General features: G+C 58.1%; 15 protein-coding genes and 1 pseudogene. 8 read left to right on the top strand and 8 right to left on the bottom strand.

All coding sequences use genetic code 11. The features are described 5' to 3' along the window. Window positions 1–34 precede the first annotated feature (34 nt). Genes AC07ED_RS05870 through AC07ED_RS05860 form a run of 3 tightly spaced genes read left to right on the top strand, consistent with a single transcriptional unit; the run spans window position 35 to window position 3662 of the window. Window positions 35–1174, top strand: a complete 1140-nt coding sequence (locus AC07ED_RS05870) for a glycine cleavage T C-terminal barrel domain-containing protein (RefSeq protein ID WP_105234949.1) — start codon at window positions 35–37, stop codon at window positions 1172–1174. 55 nt (window positions 1175–1229) lie between these two features. Continuing rightward, window positions 1230–2030 carry an enoyl-CoA hydratase gene (locus AC07ED_RS05865; RefSeq protein WP_105234948.1) on the top strand — a complete coding sequence of 267 codons (801 nt, stop codon included), beginning with the start codon at window positions 1230–1232 and terminating at the stop codon, window positions 2028–2030. Between the two features lie 3 nt (window positions 2031–2033). Beyond that, window positions 2034–3662 (top strand): acyl-CoA synthetase, encoded by a 1629-nt coding sequence (locus AC07ED_RS05860; protein WP_105234947.1) that lies wholly within the window; start codon window positions 2034–2036, stop codon window positions 3660–3662. A 621-nt stretch (window positions 3663–4283) separates the two neighbouring features. Here the strand turns inward: AC07ED_RS05860 and AC07ED_RS05855 are convergent. From AC07ED_RS05855 to AC07ED_RS05835, 5 genes are all read right to left on the bottom strand, one after another. Further along, on the bottom strand, window positions 4284–4892 hold the full coding sequence (locus AC07ED_RS05855; protein WP_105234945.1) for a GNAT family N-acetyltransferase: 609 nt from the start codon (window positions 4890–4892) through the stop codon (window positions 4284–4286). Between the two features lie 160 nt (window positions 4893–5052). Further along, a complete protein-coding gene (locus tag AC07ED_RS05850) occupies window positions 5053–5277 on the bottom strand; it encodes a hypothetical protein (RefSeq protein ID WP_105234944.1) in 225 nt (74 codons plus the stop codon). A gap of 40 nt (window positions 5278–5317) precedes the next feature. After that, complete coding sequence (locus AC07ED_RS05845) at window positions 5318–6445, bottom strand: ABC transporter permease (RefSeq protein ID WP_105234943.1); 1128 nt, start codon at window positions 6443–6445, stop codon at window positions 5318–5320. Between the two features lies 1 nt (window position 6446). Further along, the gene (rbbA, locus tag AC07ED_RS05840) at window positions 6447–9173 is read right to left on the bottom strand and encodes a ribosome-associated ATPase/putative transporter RbbA (protein WP_105234942.1); all 2727 of its coding nucleotides are present in this window, start codon (window positions 9171–9173) and stop codon (window positions 6447–6449) included. After that, window positions 9170–10153, bottom strand: a complete 984-nt coding sequence (locus AC07ED_RS05835) for an HlyD family secretion protein (RefSeq protein WP_245918141.1) — start codon at window positions 10151–10153, stop codon at window positions 9170–9172. Before AC07ED_RS05835 ends, rbbA begins: the two co-directional genes overlap by 4 nt. A 267-nt stretch (window positions 10154–10420) precedes the next feature. Between AC07ED_RS05835 and AC07ED_RS05830 the strand changes: the two genes are divergently transcribed. The 5 genes from AC07ED_RS05830 to AC07ED_RS05810 are packed head-to-tail and all read left to right on the top strand — an operon-like array spanning window position 10421 to window position 15955. Beyond that, the gene (locus tag AC07ED_RS05830) at window positions 10421–12262 is read left to right on the top strand and encodes a PHA/PHB synthase family protein (RefSeq protein ID WP_211096435.1); all 1842 of its coding nucleotides are present in this window, start codon (window positions 10421–10423) and stop codon (window positions 12260–12262) included. Window positions 12263–12294: 32 nt separating this feature from the next. Next, window positions 12295–13059 (top strand): enoyl-ACP reductase FabI, encoded by a 765-nt coding sequence (gene fabI, locus AC07ED_RS05825; RefSeq protein WP_105234940.1) that lies wholly within the window; start codon window positions 12295–12297, stop codon window positions 13057–13059. 17 nt (window positions 13060–13076) lie between these two features. Then, complete coding sequence (locus AC07ED_RS05820; protein WP_105234939.1) at window positions 13077–13334, top strand: hypothetical protein; 258 nt, start codon at window positions 13077–13079, stop codon at window positions 13332–13334. Window positions 13335–13379: 45 nt separating this feature from the next. Further along, complete coding sequence (locus AC07ED_RS05815) at window positions 13380–14774, top strand: bifunctional enoyl-CoA hydratase/phosphate acetyltransferase (RefSeq protein ID WP_105234938.1); 1395 nt, start codon at window positions 13380–13382, stop codon at window positions 14772–14774. Further along, complete coding sequence (locus tag AC07ED_RS05810; RefSeq protein ID WP_105234937.1) at window positions 14771–15955, top strand: acetate/propionate family kinase; 1185 nt, start codon at window positions 14771–14773, stop codon at window positions 15953–15955. Before AC07ED_RS05815 ends, AC07ED_RS05810 begins: the two co-directional genes overlap by 4 nt. 333 nt (window positions 15956–16288) lie before the next feature. Here the strand turns inward: AC07ED_RS05810 and AC07ED_RS05805 are convergent. The 3 genes and pseudogenes from AC07ED_RS05805 to AC07ED_RS05795 all read right to left on the bottom strand — a co-directional run bounded on the left by AC07ED_RS05805 (window position 16289) and on the right by AC07ED_RS05795 (window position 18741). Further along, window positions 16289–16859, bottom strand: a pseudogene (locus AC07ED_RS05805) (tyrosine-type recombinase/integrase). Window positions 16860–16918: 59 nt separating this feature from the next. Then, window positions 16919–17347: a glyoxalase superfamily protein gene (locus AC07ED_RS05800; protein ID WP_105234936.1), complete on the bottom strand. Its 429-nt coding sequence runs from the start codon at window positions 17345–17347 to the stop codon at window positions 16919–16921. Continuing rightward, on the bottom strand, window positions 17344–18741 hold the full coding sequence (locus AC07ED_RS05795; RefSeq protein WP_105234935.1) for an MATE family efflux transporter: 1398 nt from the start codon (window positions 18739–18741) through the stop codon (window positions 17344–17346). Before AC07ED_RS05795 ends, AC07ED_RS05800 begins: the two co-directional genes overlap by 4 nt. Window positions 18742–19226: the final 485 nt, after the last annotated feature.

Genomic DNA, 19226 nt, shown 5'->3' with positions numbered 1-19226 from the left:
GCGGAAATTGCCGCCGATCAGGAAGGATAAAACAATGCAATCTGATGACTTCGGCTTTGGCACCCAAATTCGCAAATCCCCCTATTTCGACGCAACCGTCCGGTGGGGCGCTCGGGGATTTTCGGTGTACAACCACATGTATATTCCGCGCGATTTCGGCGATCCAGTGCAGAACTTCTGGAACCTCGTGAACGACGCGATCCTCTGTGACGTCGCCGTTGAACGTCAGGTCGAAATCACTGGACCGGACGCTGCCAAGTTCGTTCAAATGCTGACCCCGCGTGATCTGTCGACCATGGCTGTGGGCCAGTGCAAATACATCCTGATCACCAACGCAGACGGCGGCCTCCTCAACGACCCAATCCTGCTGCGATTGGCCGAAAACCACTTCTGGATCTCGCTTGCCGACAGCGACATCCTGCTTTGGGCCCAAGGCGTAGCGATCCATTCTGGCCTTGATGTGTCGATCTGCGAACCTGACGTGTCACCGTTGCAGCTTCAGGGGCCGAAATCGGGCGAAATCATGCGTGCTCTATTCGGCGACAGCATCATGGACCTGAAATACTACTGGCTGCGTGAAGTAGACCTAGACGGTATCCCGCTTATCGTGTCGCGGACGGGCTGGTCGAGCGAACTGGGCTACGAACTCTATCTACGTGATAGCGCACATGGGGATGCGCTGTGGGAACGGATCATGGTGGCTGGGCTGCCGTTTGGCTTGAAACCCGGTCACACCTCGTCGATCCGCCGCATCGAAGGCGGGATGTTGTCGTATCACGCCGATGCAGACATCCACACAAACCCGTTCGAGCTGGGCTTTGATCGTCTTGTGAACCTCGATATGGAAGCCGATTTCATCGGGAAGGCTGCGCTCCGCAAGATCAAAGAAAACGGCGTCACACGTACGCAGATCGGTCTGATTATTGATGGTGAACCCCTCAAGGGGCCGAACACCACTTTCTGGGAGATCAAGGTCGGTGACGACACGATCGGCAAAGTGACCTCAGCTGTGTATTCGCCACGCCTCGATCAGAATATCGCACTGGCAATGGTGTCGGTAGACCACGCACATATCGGCAAAGAGGTCGAGGTTGTGACCCGCTCTGGCCCTGTCCGCGCAACGATCTGTGAACGCCCCTTCTTTGATCCCAAAAAGAAGATCGCTGCCGCTTAACCTTCCCTACGACGGCGGGGTCGCGACGGCCCCGCCCTTTTAAACAGAGCCCTTGATGATGACCAAACAACTTGTGCAGCAAACCATCACGTCCGACGGTGTGCTGAAACTGACTCTCGACGACAACAGCCGTCGCAATGCTTTGTCCGAAGCCATGTTGTCCGAGCTACAGTCCCTGATCGACGCGGCCTGCTCGGACCCTTCGGTGCGTGTCATCGTCCTCGCTGCGAACGGCCCCGCGTTTTGTGCCGGTCACGACCTAAAAGAAATGACAGCGGGCCGCGCAGCCAAAGACGGCGGTCAGGCCTATTTCGAAAAGATCATGTCGATGTGTTCGGGCGTCATGTATTCCATCGTCAATTGCCCCAAACCTTTTATCGCCGAAGTCGCAGGCGTCGCCACCGCCGCTGGCTGCCAATTGGTCGCGAGCTGCGATCTGGCCATCGCCGCAGAAACCGCGAAATTCAGCACGCCGGGTGTTCATATCGGTCTATTCTGTTCAACCCCCATGGTCGCGCTATCGCGAAACGTCACGAGCAAACACGCCATGGAGATGCTTCTCTTAGGTGATATGATTTCAGCAGAACGCGCGGCGGAAATGGGCCTTGTGAACCTCTGCGTGCCAGTCGAAGACCTGAGCAAAACCACGCTCGCTTGGGCGCAAAAAATCGCATCCAAATCCAGTATGACTTTGGCCACGGGGAAGAAAGCCTTCTACGTCCAAAAGCAAATGGGATTGGCTGAGGCCTATACCTACGCATCCAATGTGATGGTGCAAAATATGCTCACGCAAGACGCCGAAGAGGGCATCGGCGCCTTTATTGATAAGCGCAGCCCCGCATGGAAGGACGCGTAATCCATGACCAAACAGTTCTACAATCACGACCTCGAACGGACACCTGCCAACCATCAGCCACTCACGCCTCTAACGTTCCTTGAACGGGCTGCGAGTGTCTTTCCCGACCACACCGCGATTGTGCACGGGAAACTGCGCCGCACCTATGCAGAATTCTACGACCGCTCGCGTCAGCTCGCGTCTGCTCTGGCAGGCAAAGGGATCACGCGAGGTGACACCGTTTCTGCCCTTCTCGCGAACACACCTGCGATGCTGGAATGCCATTACGGCGTACCCATGTGCGGTGGCGTTCTCCATTCGATCAACACCCGCCTAGACGCGGCGATCATCGCATTCCAACTCGACCATGCGATGTCAAAGATCGTGATTGTCGACCGTGAATTCATGCCACTGATGCAAGAAGCACTCGCCCTCACGGATGTCTCGCCTGTCATTATTCAGTATGACGATCCCGAATTCACGGGCAAAACACCTGCGATTGACGCGCTGGACTACGACGCCTTTGTCGCCTCAGGCGATGCGGAATTCGAATGGTTGATGCCCGAGGACGAATGGGACGCCATTTCGATCAACTACACCTCTGGCACCACGGGCGATCCCAAAGGTGTCGTTTCGCATCACCGTGGCGCCTATCTCCTTGCTCAAGGCAACGCCTTGACCACCTCGATGCAGAAACACGCAGTCTATCTGTGGACCCTACCGATGTTCCACTGCAATGGCTGGTGTTTCCCGTGGACGCTCTCTGCGATCATCGGCACCCATGTGTGCCTGCGTCAAGTTCGGGCCGAACCGATCTGGTCCGCCTTGGCCGACGAAAAGGTGTCGCATCTCTGCGGCGCGCCCATTGTCATGTCGCTCCTCATTTCAGCGCCAGAGCACGAGAAACGCGACTTGGATCACACTGTTCAGTTTTTCACCGCAGCAGCACCACCACCTGAAAAGCTCCTCGCTGATATGAATGAGGCAGGCTTTGACGTCACTCACCTCTATGGACTGACAGAAACCTACGGGCCTGCTGTTGTGAACGACTGGCACGCTGAATGGTCAACACGGCCAAAAGCAGAGCAAGCCGCCCTAAAATCGCGACAAGGGGTGCGATACCTGCCCCTCGAACAGCTCGACGTTTTGGATCCAGAGACCATGCAACCCGTGCCACGCGATGGCAAAACCATGGGTGAAGTGATGTTCCGCGGCAACGTCGTCATGAAGGGATATTTCCGCAATCAGAAGGCCACGAAAGAGGCCTTTGAAGGGGGGTGGTTCCATTCCGGCGACCTCGGCGTGCGGTATCCAGACGGCTACATCCAACTCAAGGATCGGTCCAAAGACATCATCATTTCGGGTGGAGAGAACATTTCCTCGATCGAAGTAGAGGAAGTTCTCTATCGCCACCCCGATGTTAGCGTCGCCGCCGTCGTCGCCATGCCACATGAAAAATGGGGGGAAACCCCCTGCGCCTTTATCGAACTGGCCGCAGGACGTTCGGTGGACAGCGAAGAACTACGCCAATGGTGTCGCGATCACCTCGCCCCGTACAAGGTGCCTGGAAAGTTCGTCTTTACCGAAATACCACGCACGTCGACGGGCAAGATCCAAAAGTTCCAGATGCGAGAGCAAGCGAAACTGCTCTAGTCCGCAGGATCAGTCCAGCAAATAGGTTACTCGGGCGTGAAGTTGCGGGGGATTGCGGACGTTGGTTGAAAGGCGGGAACATGTCAGCTGTGCTTGGGTAAGCGGTCGTTCGCTGCGGTTTGAATGAACGACTGCTGTGCGGACTTTGCTGCCGTTGCCCTACCGGGTCTTTGCTGACGCAGCATTCACTCGCAGGTGCGGCACATTTGTTGTTGCAACGCAGCTGGCGTCGCCAATCCGGTCATTCGCTGGTATTGTTTTGGCCGCAACCGAGACTGTACGTTCGCTGCCGCCTGATCAGACAATCGAGACGCGGACAAACCGGACTTGTGGGGTTGCGGCTAGTGCTGCCGCAGAATGTCTTCACATGCGCCGCGAGGATATTTGGCGACGCGGCGAATTTCACCAAACCGGTCATTTAAGCCATGCCAACGTGCGGATATCATTTTCGTCACTCGCCACTTTTATCCTCTACGGTATCAATGCGCGTAAAAGCTAACCATTGCTGCAAGAGTCCCGGTGTCGGCCAATGGAACATCGCGACCTTTTTCGTGATCGGCCGTATTGCTCTACGACATCGAGCAACGTATCTGCGCGGTTTCGCAGTTCATCGCCCAAAGCTCATTCAAATCCTTTGCGGAAACCAGGCGCTGCGAGACGGTATACCTCGCGGACGGCGTCGCCGGTCTTCGTGTCCGGATACGCCGCGGGATCACAGTGAAGCGGAAAACGAATTTCCACTTCTCCACCCAGTTCGGCCTCCGCCCGCGCGCCCAGCTCATCGAACAGATGTAGCATCTTTCGATTGTCCTCGTGGATCAGCGCGACGAAGTGCGTGACCCCATGAGCCACCGCTTGGCAGGCAAGCGCGCCGATCAGGACACTGCCGAGACCAAGACCCTGATGGCTATCGACCACCGTGACCGCGATCTCGGCCGCGTGTCGCTGATCCGGCAGCCGCACATAGCGCGCGATTCCCACCGGCTGTGACGGTTCGATGTCGATGTCCAAGGCGCCCATGGCGACGTGATCGTCGCCATGGCTGGTCGTAAAGAAGTCAAGATCGCGGTCGCTGAGCCCGCTCTTGGGAGCGAGAAACCGGAAGTAGCGCGAGGCTTGCGACAAATGCGCGAAACCGATCTCGAGCAAGTGCCTGTCTGCAGGTTTAACAGGACGGATAAGAACCCGTCCGCCGTTCCGCAAGGTTGTTTCAAAAGCACCTTTAACCATGGCTTCTTCACGCTTCCATGCCCAGTTGAACTAGGTTCCAGCGAACCACCTGGGTGATGACGGCTTCCTCATTTTCGGTGCGGCAAAAGTAGGCATCGCTGAGGGGAGTATGGACGACCGTGTTTCCACGCGCGTCGGCATCGCCGGGCAAAAAATCTGCCTATATGCCCGGTACACCGCAGTCATTCGCATCCAGTTCAAGAACCGGATCATTCGGGCCGCATTCTTCACCACTGACAGAGTAGTGCCCGGGTTCGGTGCATCCGGCGACTGCAAGTGCCAAAGCTACCAGCGTGATCTGTGTTAGTGTTTTCATGGCTTTACCTTTCTCTGGTTGGTTGCCGTTTTGAAATTTTCGAAATCCGCCTTCGCTCGGAGCGCCCATTGGAGTTCCGGACCTTGTTCTCCGGATCAGTCAGGTGGATTTAGTGAACTGTGGCCATGGTCACCCTGAAACGCTTGAGTGCGATGAAGAAGAAGACGGCGCCGAGCGCGACCATGACCGCCATGTCGGGCCAAACGATGTCCAGTCCCGCTCCGCGATAGAGAATGGCTTGCGAAAACGCCACGAAATGTGTCGACGGTGACAACTGCATGACGTTCTGAAGCCAGACCGGCATGCTCTCCATCGGCGTCGTGCTGCCGGACAGGAGATTCATGATCACGAGAACCGGGAGCGACAACAGACCGAATTGCGGCATCGACGTGGTGAAGGTGGCCAGCAGGATACCGAGCCCCGTGACCGAGGCAAGATAAAGCACCGCCCCGGATACGAAGAGCGGGATCGACCCCGCGATCGGAACCTCCAGCACGGTCTGCACGACGATCCAGAGCGACAGGATGGCAGCGACAACGATCGCAAGGCCATTGGCCCATATCTTGGCGACCATGATCTCGGACGGGGTGACCGGCATCACCAGCAAATGTTCGATCGTGCCGTGTTCGCGCTCGCGGATCAGCGCGGCGCCGGTCAAAAGCACGGACAGGATGGTGATGTTGTTGATGATCTGCATCACGGATGAAAACCAGACGGAATTCAGGTTCGGATTGAACTTTGTCCTGACGACCAGGTCGATCGGCAGTGTCGTTGCGGTGTCGTCGCCGGAAACGAACTTGGCGACTTCGGCGCGGATAATCTGCTGAAGGAACACCGAACCGTTACCGGCCTGCGCCATTGCGGTGGCATCGACGTTAAGCTGCACCTGAGGCTTGAGGCCGTTCAGAACGTCAGCCTCGAAACTGGGCGGAAAGGAAAGGACAAACACGAACTTGCCGCTGTTCATCACGCTTTCGATCTCGTCGGCCGAGATCTCCTGTGGCGGATTGAATTCGGGTGGTAGGATCGCGCCCAAAATGCGCCCCGTCAGTGCCGAACGGTCCTGGTCCACATAGGCGACGGAGGCGTTCGAGACCTCAAGCTTGGCGCCGGTCGCCACCGAATAGACGGCGAAGCTGAACACATAGACGATCAGCAGAATCAGCACGGGATCGGCGCGTAGGCTGTTGAGTTCCTTGAGGCCAAGCCGAAAGACATTGGTAAGCCATTGCCACATGTCATGCCTCCTGCTTGTTCAAGGCAAGGACTGACACCGCGATGAACAACGCCACAAAGCCCGCCAGAGCGGCGTGGTTGAGCCAGAGCTCCGGCAATCCGAGGCCTTTGGTGAAGGTGCCGACGCTGATCTGCTGATACCAGGACGATGGGAAGGCCAGCCCGATCAACCGGCCGCCGCCCGAAAGCGAGGACACCGGCACCAGTAGGCCCGAGAAATTGACGGCCGGAATGATCGAGATAACGGCGGCGGCAAAGGTTGCCGCTACTTGCGTGCGCGTAAATGTCGAGACCAGCACACCAAAGCCCGTTGTCGCCAGCACGTAAAGCAATGTGCCGACAAGGAGCGCCAGGACAGAGCCTTTGACCACTACGCCGAAGACGCCATAGGAGACGATGATCAGCGAGGCAAAGCTGAGCATGGCAATCACGACATACGGCAGCTGTTTGCCCAGAATGAACTCGGTTCGCGTCACCGGCGTCGAGCGGAAATTGGCGATCGAACCGGTTTCCTTTTCCCGCACGACCCCCATCGCCGCCATCATCGCCGGGATCAAAACCAGCATCAGCATGATGACCGAAGGGATCATCGCGAAGACGCTCTTGAACGCTTGATTGTAGCGAAACCGGGTTTCAACAGAGGCTGCGGACGGATCGAAGGCATGGCCATAAAGCCGCTCGATCTGATCGGACATGTAGGATGCTGCGAGCCCTTGCAGATAACCGCGCGTCGTTTCCGCCCGGAACGGCATGGCACCGTCAACGGCAACGCGGACTTCGGGTTGGTCACCGCGCAGCAGGGATTTTCCGAACCCTGGCGGCACCTCGACCGCGACAACAAATTCGGAGGTTTTCATGCGGGCATCAAGCTCGATCACACTGGCCGCTGCCGGCCTTTCAGCGAAGTAGGGTGAGCCGGAGAAGCTCTCCATCAGTTCCCGGCTTTCGGCGCTCTGATCACGATCGAAAACAGCAAAGGGCAGGTCTTGCACGTCGAATGATATCCCGTAGCCGAAAGTGAGCATCAGGATGACCGGGCCCAAAAATGCGAAGGCAAGGCGCATCGGATCACGCAAAATCTCGATCGACTCGCGGCGCGCGAAGGCCCAAAGCCGGGCAATGTCGAAGAGGCGATCTGGTTTTTGCTGCCTTTCCGGCAACTTGGTTGCTGGTCTCTGGGATGCGGTGCCGCCAGCATCGCCTGCCGCTTCGCGCAGATATCCCACAAATGCTTCTTCGAGGTCATCGGTGCCTTTGCTGCGGGCCAGTTCCGCAGGCGTACCGATCGCCAAGACCTTTCCCGCATGCATCAATGAGATGCGATCGCATCGCTCCGCCTCGTTCATGAAATGGGTCGAGACGAAAATTGTCACGCCCTCGTCGCGCGACAGTTTGATCAGATGCTGCCAAAACCCGTCCCGCGCGACCGGATCGACGCCCGAGGTAGGTTCGTCCAAGATCAAAACCTCCGGCGCGTGGATCACCGCGACGGCAAGCTGAAGGCGCTGACGGATGCCCAGCGGCAGGCCGTCCGGCCGTTTGTCCGCGTCCTCGGCCAGATCGAAATCATGCAGCATCTGTGCGACCCGCTCTGCGCGGGTCTCGATCGGCAACTGGTAGAGCCGTGCATGAAGCTCAAGGTTCTGGCGGACGGTCAATTCACCATAGAGCGAAAAGGCCTGCGACATGTAGCCGACCCGCTGCCGGGTCGCCATGTCGTCCGGATTCAGCGCCTCACCGAACAGAAGCGCCTTGCCTTCGCTGGCCTTCTGTAGTCCGGTCAGCATCTTCATGGTGGTGGTCTTGCCGCAGCCGTTGGAGCCGAGGAATCCGAAGATCTCACCCGGCTCGATCTGGAATTCGACGTGATCGACCGCGGTGAAATCGCCGAAGTGGCAGGTCAGGCCTTTCGCCTCGATGGCAGGTGGGCCGCTGACAGGTTGGCGCGGCGGTACTTCGACTATGCGGTGGCCCTGCCGGTCCGCCTCGGGCAGCATAGCGATGAAGGCCTTTTCCAGTGTCGGTTGCCCGGCAGCGTTTCGGATCTCGGTCGGCAATCCCGTCGAGATCACCTCTCCCGCATTCATTGCTGCAAGCCAGTCAAAGCGCTCCGCCTCTTCCATATATGCGGTGGCCACGATCACGCTCATCGCCGGGCGTTCTTCGCGGATATGGTCGATCAGATCCCAGAACTGCTGGCGCGACAGCGGATCGACGCCGGTGGTCGGTTCGTCAAGGATCACCAGGTCTGGATCATGGATCAGGGCCGAGCAGAGCGAGAGTTTCTGCTTCATCCCGCCGGACAGCTTGCCTGCGGGCCGGTCCGGGAATGGGTCAAGCCCGGTGGCAGCCAACAAATTGGTGATGCGGGTGCGGCGTTCGGCTTCCGACTGGCCAAAGAGTCTGCCGAAAAAATCCAGGTTTTCATAGACCGAAAGCGTCGGGTAAAGGTTCCGGCCCAGACCCTGCGGCATGTAGGCGATGCGATGGTTACAAGCCCTGAGATGGTCACGCGCGGTGATGTCGCCGCCCAGCACGGTCGCGCCGCCGGTTTGCAGTTTGCGCACGCCGGCGATCAACGCCAGCAAGGTGGATTTCCCAACCCCGTCCGGGCCGATCAGCCCCGCCATGCAGCCCGCCGGGATATCCAGCGTGACGTCGGACAGGGCCGAAGTTTCGCCATAGCGGTGCGTCACAGATGACAGGCTGGCGACCGGCGGGGGTGTCATTGCGGCAACTTCACCTGAAGGGCATCGGGCCAATCGACGGTATCGTCGACGCGCACATAGCCGACACCCGCCACGCCCGCCTTCGCCTGTTCCTGGTATTCTTCCAACAACTCCGCCGGGATAGTCAGCTTCACTCGGAACATCAACTGGTCGCGTTCATCGGCGGTTTCCACCGATTTCGGGGTGAACTGGGCGGTGCTGGCGACAAAAGTAGCCTGGGCCGGGATCACGTAGTCGGGAATTGGGTCAAGGACAATCCGCGCCTCAGCCCCGATGGCCAGCAGGCCAGCGTCGCGCGCGGGAAGAAAGATCGTCATGTAGATGTCGGTCAGATCAGTCAGCGTCACGACCCTGCCGCCGGCGCCGACGACTTCCCCGGCTTTGGCGAGGGTGTATTGAACTCGCCCATCGTGCGGAGCCACCAGAGCTGCATCGGCCCGGATGCTTTGCAGTCGCTCAACTGTTGCCTCGGCCGACGCAATCGTGGCAGTTGCAAGGTCGATGCCTGCTCGGGCGGCGGCCACTCCGGCATCTGCGGTTGTCAGGGCGGATTTTCTTTGATCGACTAGCTCCTGTGGCGCATGACCCTTTGCCGCAAGTTGCTCGGCGCGGGCAAATTCCGCCTGTGCGAATTCCTGTTCGGACAGGCGTTGGTTCAGCAGGGCCTCGGTTTGCAGTTTCTGCTGCTCTGCCTGGGCGACGGCGGCCTTGGCCTGGCGCAACTGGGCGTCGATCTCGGCGGTGTCCATAATCGCCACCAGATCTCCCGCCTCGACCCACTGGCCCTCGGAAACGCGAACCTCGGCGATACGCCCCGGAAGCTTGGCCGCCACATCGATACGCTCTGCCTCAATCCGCCCGTTCGAGCGGACGATGCCGACCGGGAGCTCTGCGGTTTGGCTGTCCAACCAGAATATGTATGCACCGCCCAAAAGCACGCTGAGGATGACAGCAACTGTGCCATAGCGTTTCCATTGCATTGGTCTTCTCCTCATCTCGGCACCCGTGAAATCAGCAAGGCTTCCTGAACTTAGTCTTGCTGCAACGCCGCGTAAACACATGCTGCATTGCAGTATTTACATGACCGATATGCCAAACTGTCGGATGCGTCGGCAGGGTTTCGTGCCTACCTTGAAACGAACAATCCAGCGTCTAACGCCGATTCAACTTTGGCGATTTGATCGAAATCAATGATCGTTAAACGGGCATCGCTAAACCGGCGCGGACCATACAGAAGGTGCCAAGCGATGGGCCATGCAATACCCAAAGCCGCCAATATGCCCCACGAGATTAGCGCCAAGGCCGGGTCGGGCGGAAAAATACTTGGTTTCTCTGATCCTCTGGATTCGCCGAAACAGGAAGCTGGCAATAAGCCATTTCCGGATACCGATCTGCCTGAGTTTTTGGATCGCGCGCTGAAAGCCCGGATGGGCAAATTTACAATGGGTCTGTCGCCCGCGGCACTCGCCGGTGCCTATCTGGACTGGTTGGCGCATCTGGCAACATCTCCCGGAAAGCAGTTCGAATTGTCGGAGAAGGCGTTTCGAAAGTGGATGCGGCTTGCACGCTATGCGGCGACGTGCGCCGTCAACAGCGATGAAACCGCTCCCTGTATCGAGCCATTGCCGCAAGACCGGAGGTTCCGCGGGGACGCCTGGCAGAAATGGCCTTACAACCTGTTCTACCAGTCCTTCCTTCTCAATCAGCAATGGTGGCACAACGCGACAACAGGCGTACGCGGCGTCACCAGACAACACGAAAACGTCATGGAATTCGCAACCCGGCAGTTCCTCGATGTGTTTTCGCCGTCGAACTATTTTCTGACCAATCCGGAAGTGCAGGAAAAGACCCTGGAGGACGGCGGGCAGAACCTGGTGCGCGGCTTTCAGAACTGGCTCGACGATCTGGACCGCCTGCAAAACGACAAGCCACCAGCCGGGGCCGAAGCCTACCGGCCCGGCCACGAGGTTGCCGTGACGCCCGGCAAAGTGGTCTATCGCAACCATCTGATTGAGCTCATTCAATACACGCCGACCACTGACAAGGTCAGACCGGAACCCATCCTGATCGTACCGGCGTGGATCATGAAATACTACATCCTCGACCTCTCGCCCGAAAACTCGATGGTGAAGTTCCTGGTCGACCAGGGCTATACGGTCTTCATGATCTCATGGCGCAATCCGGGTGCCGAGGATCGCGATCTGGGGCTCGACGACTACCGCAAGATGGGCGTCATGGATGCAATCGGCGCGGTGCAGGGCATTGTGCCGGATCAGAAAATCCACGGCGTCGGCTACTGCCTCGGCGGCACGCTGCTGTCCATCGCCGCCGCCGCCATCGGCCGCGACGGCGGCGATCCGTTCGCATCGCTGAGCTATTTCGCCTCGCAGATCGACTTTACCGAGCCGGGCGAGTTGCAGCTGTTCATCAACGAAAGCCAATTGACCTTCCTCGAAGACATGATGTGGGATCAGGGATATCTCGACACCACGCAGATGTCCGGGGCCTTCCAGATGATCAATTCCGTGGATCTGGTCTGGTCGCGGATCCTTCACAGCTACCTGATGGGCGACGAACCGGCGATGTTCGACCTTCTGGCTTGGAACGCGGACGGCACGCGGATGCCGTTCCGGATGCATTCGGAATACCTCCGGTCGCTCTATCTGAACAACGAGTTGACCGAAGGGCGCTTCGTCGTCGAGGGACGTCCGATTTCGGTGACCGACATCCGGGTTCCGGTGTTTTCCGTCGGCACGGTCAAGGACCACGTGGCGCCCTGGCCATCGGTCTACAAGATGCATCTCTATCTCGATACCGATCTGACTTTCGTGCTGACCAGCGGTGGGCACAATGCCGGCATTGTTTCGGAGCCCGGCCACAAGAACCGCAGCTATCAGATTGCCACGACACGCCATGATGACCGCTATGTCGATCCCGAAAGCTGGGCCGCACAAACACCGAAGAAGGATGGCTCGTGGTGGCTGGAATGGGTGTCCTGGCTTGAAGAACGGTCAGGCAAGCCTGTCCCCCCGCCCGCCATGGGCAATGCCCTGGCCGACGCGCCGGGAACCTACGTTCATCAGAAATAGACACCTGCCGCACAACAAAGAGAAGAACAGAGATGGGCTTGCTTGACGGAAAACGCGGTCTCGTGGTCGGGATCGCAAACGAACATTCGATCGCCAGCGGCTGCGCGCGCGCTTTCCATCGGGAGGGGGCCGAACTTGCAGTTACCTACCTCAATGAAAGGGCGCGACCCTTTGTGCAACCGGTCGCCGAGGCGCTGGACGCTGAAATCTTCATGCCGCTGGATGTCACAGCCGACGCGGACATGGATGCGCTGTTCGAGGCCATTGCCTCCTCTTGGGGGCAGCTTGATTTCGTCCTGCACTCGGTCGCCTATTGTCCGAAGGAAGACCTGCACGGCAATGTTGTCGATTGTTCGCGGGAAGGCTTTGGCGCAGCGATGGACATCTCGGTTCACTCGTTCATGCGGCTCGCGCGCAGGGCGCGACCGCTGATGAAGGCTGGGGGCTGCCTGCTGACGGTCAGCTATTACGGTGCCGAAAAGGTCGTCGACCAATACAACGTGATGGGGCCAGTGAAAGCGGCGCTGGAGGCCAGCGTGAAATACATGGCGGCTGAACTCGGACCTGAAGGCATCCGGGTCAATGCCCTGTCGCCGGGCCCGCTGATGACACGCGCGGCCTCGGGAATTGCACATTTCGATGCGCTGATCGACGAGGCTCGGGCGCGCGCGCCGCAGCAGCGGCTGGTGACCACCGAGGATGTCGGCAACATGGCCGCGGGCCTTGTCAGCGATGCCGCGCGCAATGTAACCGGCAACATTTCTTACGTCGACGCCGGATATCACGTCATGTCCTGAACCAAAGGAGAGAATTCATGACCAAGAAGTCTATCAACTGGACGCCGGACACCACCTTTCCGACCGGCAAAGGCGCCACCGAACAACGTTTCACCGCAACTGTCGGCAATGATGAACTGGAGATCAACACCCATCCCTGGGGCGAGGCCGATCTGAAGATCAACGACAAGCAGGTTGCCCATGTCGACGGCGATCTTTCCGGCGGCGACGCCTTTCGGGACGTCGAGGCGGTCGCCGAAAAAATCGAGGCCGACAAGAAATCCGACCGAGAATAGGTCGGATGCACTCCGTATGCCGGCCTGGTGCACAGGAGCTGCCCCATGCAATACATTGAAAACAAGATATTCGACGAAATCGAGATTGGCGACAGCGCGGAGCTGACCCGCAAGCTAAAGACCGATGACATCGAGCTTTTCGCGGTGATGTCGGGCGATGTGAACCCGGCCCATGTCGACGAGGAATACGCCCGCTCGGACATGTTTCACGAAGTCATTGCGCATGGCATGTGGGGCGGCGCGCTGATCTCGGCTGTTCTGGGCACCGAACTGCCTGGCCCCGGCACGATCTACCTCAACCAGAACCTCAGCTTTCGTCGGCCCGTAGGGTTGGGCGATACCGTGACGGTTCGCGTGACCGTGGCGTCGAAGGATGCCGAGACCAAGCGGCTGAAGCTTGACTGCCTTTGCGTCAATCAGGACGGTGAGACCGCGATAACGGGGCAGGCCGAGGTCATTGCACCGACCGAAAAAGTCCGCCGTCCCCGCATCGTCCTGCCCGAAGTGCATCTGCATGAACGAGGCGCACGCTATCGCGATCTGATCGCTGCGACACATGCGATGGCGCCGGTTCGCACTGCGGTTGTCCATCCTTGCGACGCACTGTCACTGACAGGCGCGCTGGAGGCGGCAAGCCAGGGGCTGATCGTTCCGATCCTTGTCGCACCCAGGGCAAAACTCGATGTGGTTGCCGAAGAAGCCGGCCTTAGCCTTGAAGGTATCGAGATCGTGGATGTCCCGCACAGCCACGCCGCCGCCGAGCGCGCCGTCGCGCTTGTCCGCAACGGCAAGGCCGAAGCATTGATGAAAGGCAAGCTGCACACCGACGAATTGATGGACCCTGTCGTTGATCGCGACACGGGCCTGCGCACCGAACGCCGGATGAGTCACATCTTCGCGCTCGACGTGCCGCACTATCCCAAACCGCTCTTCGTGACCGACGCGGCGATCAACATCTTTCCCGATCTCGGTACCAAACGCGACATCGTGCAAAACGCCATCGATCTGGCACGGGCGCTCGGGGTTGACCGGCCGAAGGTCGCGATCCTGTCGGCGGTGGAAACGGTCTATCCGAAAATCCCGTCGACAATCGAAGCAGCGGCACTTTGCAAGATGTGGGATCGAGGCCAGATCACGGGCGGAGTGCTCGACGGTCCCCTGGCCTTCGACAACGCCGTGTCGAAGTCGGCTGCAGCGGCCAAGGGCATCGTCTCGGAAGTGGCAGGCGACGCCGATATCCTTGTCGTGCCCGATCTCGAGGCAGGCAACATGATCGCCAAGCAGCTGATTCACCTTGCCGGCGCCGAGGCTGCGGGGATCGTTCTTGGTGCTCGTGTCCCGATCATCCTGACCAGTCGGGCCGACGGCGTGATGTCGCGGCTTGCCTCGTCGGCAATGGCACAGCTCTACATCCACCATGCGAAACAGGTCGTGTCATGACGGACGTCGTACTGGTTCTCAATGCCGGTTCGTCGAGTATCAAGTTCGCCGTCTACCCGAGAGGTGCGAACACGGCTCCTCTGATCCGCGGCAAGGTGGCGGGTGTCGGACGTGATCCCGTCTTCTCTGCAATTCGCGCCGATGGTGCCGCGATCGACATGGACATGCCGAAGAACATCGACGCCGCAGCCGATCATCAAGAGTTGATATCGCTCCTTCTGGATTGGCTGGCACAGCATCGTGCGGACAGAAGACTTGTCGCCGTCGGGCACAGAGTCGTTCACGGTGGACGTGATTTCTCCAAGCCAGTTGTCGTCGATGACGCAGTTCTGAGCCAGCTGGAACGACTGATTCCCCTCGCACCGCTGCATCAGCCACACAACCTTGCTGCCATCCGCGCAATATCGCGGTTGCAGCCCGCACTACCCCAAGTCGCCTGTTTCGACACGAGCTTTCACCGAACACAGGACCCGCTTGCCCAACTGTTCGCCCTGCCGCGGGATCTGAGCGATGAAGGGGTTATCCGCTATGGCTTTCACGGGCTCTCCTATGAGTATATCGCAGAAATTCTGCCCGATCATCTTGGCGAAAGGGCCGAGGGCCGGGTGATCGTCGCTCATCTCGGTAACGGCGCCAGCATGTGCGCCATGAAGAACCGGCAAAGTGTCGAGACAAGCATGGGGTTTACGGCGCTTGACGGGCTGATGATGGGGCGGCGCTGTGGCGCGCTGGATGCGGGCGTCGTTCTGTACCTAATGCAAAGCAAGGGTCTGAACGCGACCGAGATCGAGACGCTGCTCTACCGCCGCTCCGGGCTTCTCGGTGTGTCGGGGATCAGCAACAATATGTGGGATCTGGAACAAAGCGACGATCCAAGAGCTCGCGAGGCGATCGAGTTGTTCTGCTTCCGGGCGGCCAGCGTTCTTGGCGGCCTGGTCACGGCGCTTGGCGGGCTTGACGCGATCGTTTTCACGGCAGGGATAGGTGAAAATTCAGCGCAGGTCCGCAGGTTGATCTGTGACCGAATTGCATATCTCGGTGTCGATCTGGATCCAAGCTGCAATGACGGCAATTCGCTTTGTATTAGTTCCGCGCAATCCTCCGTTGATGTGCTGGTTTTGCCAACGGATGAAGAAACCGTCATAGCCAACGCCACGAACGAAACGGTCGCGCTCAGGTAGACGAGTAATTGGCTTCTTGCCCAGAACACACGGCCGCAACCTCCCCGGGGAAGTATGTGGCGAACCTCTGCGCCTGGACTTTTCAGGGCCAGTCGCAAATAGCGGGAAAATCCGCGCTGTGGAAGTTCGTGATTTCAGATTTGCTGTAGCCAGCGTGAACGACCAGTTTTCCTGCTGCGTGGCAGCGCATTCTCTTACGCCCTTGCGGCATTATTCCTGCTGCGAGCACGCGCAGCGAGAAACTGGCACTTCCGGTTTGGGCTCAAGCTGGTCATTGGCTGCAGCAGTATCGAATGACCGCTTTGGGCCGTCTGTTGCGACGACCCAAGGCCTTCAGATTTCCACCGCCTCCGCGATGGTCAGCGCATCTTCGAGCTCAACGCCGAGATAGCGCACAGTGCTATCCATTTTCGTATGGCCCAACAGAAGCTGAACCGCGCGTAGGTTGCCGGTTTTGCGGTATATCTGTGCCACCTTGGTCCGCCGCATGGAGTGGGTGCCATATGCGCTCGGCTCTAGGCCGATTGAGGTCACCTATTCACGCAGCAGGCGAGCGAATTGCCTCGTGGAAAGATGAAGGCGCTCGTGGAAGCGGGCCGGCCACAAATGTTCCGATCCGATCATTTGGGGGTCCTCGAGCCAAGCCGCGACGGCCTTGCGCGTCCCCTCGGTGTTCTCGAAACTGACAGGCTTACGGGTTTCGCTTTGGACGATCGAAGCGCAATGCTTGACCTGTCCGGCAGCATAGACGTCAGCGACCTTCGCCCGTACCAAGTCGCCGCCGCGCAACTTACTGTCGATAGCAAGATTGGATAGCGCCAGCTCTCGGATTTTTTTCCGCGATTTCAAGCCGAACCCGGATCGCCCATACTCTCCAATGCAGCACGCTGCTCGAAAGTGCGATTCAGGTTGCGTGCATGAACGGCAACCACTCGAAACTAATTGCCAAGCAGAATTTTCAGATCACCTGCTCGGAATATCTATGACCAAGTGCGGCGTGCCGTCTGAGGTTTTGCGCGGTGATCGACCGTTGGGCCCTACCATGCCTCTGATATGTCGGCGCATGTTTGAGAAGCTTTCGAACTGCACCGTATCAACAGGTTCGTTCAGCTGAAGCGAAACCTGCGTGTTTGCGCCCACCTTTGAAAGAGCTACGATCCGCCCAGTGAAGGCCTGCCCGAGATAGTGCCCGCTCACTTCGTCATTGAGGTGAAAAAGCTGCGGCTCTGCCCGTGACAGCTTGGCTTGAAGCGTGTTCCAATCCCGGGCGCCATTCTGATGGGCGATGAGTTCCAGTGCCCGCGCATGGGTGATGGTTGTGCCTTGCGCGGCGAGTGATGCGCGCAAGGCCTTAGCTTGGGATTTAGCCTCTATTACAGATTGTAGGTTCATCGTGCTTGCTCCTGACCCGACAATCCAAAACCAATGTTGTCTTTGCCCGTCCTTTGGGACGCGATCACAATCCAAATGGCGATACTAACCACGATCCCGTCAGCAATTGGGAAGGCAAGCCAGATCGCTTGTGCGCCATAAAAAATGCCCAAAGTGGCGATCAGCAGAGGGCTGAACACAAAGGGCTTAATCAACGTTAGAGCGGCCGTATGTGCGGGTTTTCCAATTGCTTGAAAATAGAGGGCGAGCACAAGAACCGGACCCGAAAACAGATAAAGGGACGACATTGGGCGCAAAATGACCCCGACCTGTGCAATCACCCGTTGATCGCTGACAAAGCCTCGGCCAATCCAAGCACTTCCAGAAAGCAAGATCATCTCAATGGCAGCACAGTAAAGAACTGCTACAGTGAGGGCGATCCGCAGGATAGCATTTGAGCGGTGGTAAAGCTTTGCGCCCACGTTGTTTCCGACAATACTTTGGGTTGCCAATGCAACGGCCATGAGGGGCATGAATGTGAAACTGAAAATTCGGGTCACGATGCCGTAAGCGGCGATCCCCTCGACATAGCCGGTGTCGGACGTCAGTCGCAGCGTCGAGATCACCGTTCCTGAAACCAACGCTATCCCGATGAAGCTAAGACTGACGGGGGCTCCAAGGACCAATATCGCCTTCCATTGCCCAACCCAACGTGCGTTTCTAAGGGCCGCAAGGGACAAGATTTCTTGCCTTGGCAAACGCAAGCCTAAAAGAAGTGCAAGGCCTACCCCCTGGGCAATTGCCGTTCCCCAAGCTGACCCCGCAACGCCCATGTCGAGGCGCACGATCAACACGTAATTGAGTGCGATATTGGCGAGTGTGACGCCGACTGACATCAATGCCATCAGGCCCGCACGCCCTTCGTTGCGCCCAGCATCGGCATGGACACTCAAGAGCAGTTGCACAGGCGTCGCAAGGATCATGATAGCCAGATAGGTATACGCCATGTCTCCAATGTCGGGACGACCGTCCGCGAGCGCCTCTATGACGACCCCACCGAAGACACCAAAGGCCGATATAAGCAAAAGTGACAGAAACAGCGCCAGACCATGCGCTTGCGCGAATACAGCAACCGCATCACTGTGGTTTTCTGCTCCCAAATGACGAGCGAGAAGGCTGGACATTCCCCCGCCGACAAGGGTCGAGAGTGCTATTGTGATCATGATTACGGGGAATACGACGCTGACGGCAGCAAGGGCATCAGCCCCGACGAAGTGGCCCAGAAACACCGCATCTACGACGGTCAATAGACCGCTCATCAACATGATAAGCATCATAGGCAGAGCATTGGCGACAAAAAGCCGTTTCGGCGTAGTCGTCAAAAATCGATTCTCGGATGCGTTTTGGCACGACATCATTCACTCCTCGGATGAGGCATTTCTGATGGGATGGGAGCCTGCGTTGCCACCTGCGAAATGCTTCGAGGGTGTATGACTTTGTAAATTTGAGCTTCACCGAGACTTGCGTCCGCAGGCGGCAGGTGCCCAATACCTACCGTCGTCTTACGGTTCAGGTATTGGAAGTGTCAAGCAGGACATGACACGCGACCATCGACCAGCATCTTGCTGTCTAGGTGCCTGCATCTATTGCGGATTTACCATAAACGTGCGAATCACTAAGTATAAAACATATACGTTACAATGACTTACAGAGGCCAGGAAGGCATAAGCGTGCAGTTCCACACCATAAGCGTGCAGTTTATTCTCAAATGAGTTTGAACAGAAGACAGCAAAAAGCCCGCCGAAGCGGGCTTTATTATCTTTTGTATCTCTTTGTTTTTATTATCTTCTCATTCGCATCGATGTCTTCGAGCAGTTTGATCGGATTGTACGCCTTCCTG

Source organism: Aestuarium zhoushanense (assembly GCF_056431045.1).
This window is presented reverse-complemented; position numbering and strand designations above follow the sequence as displayed.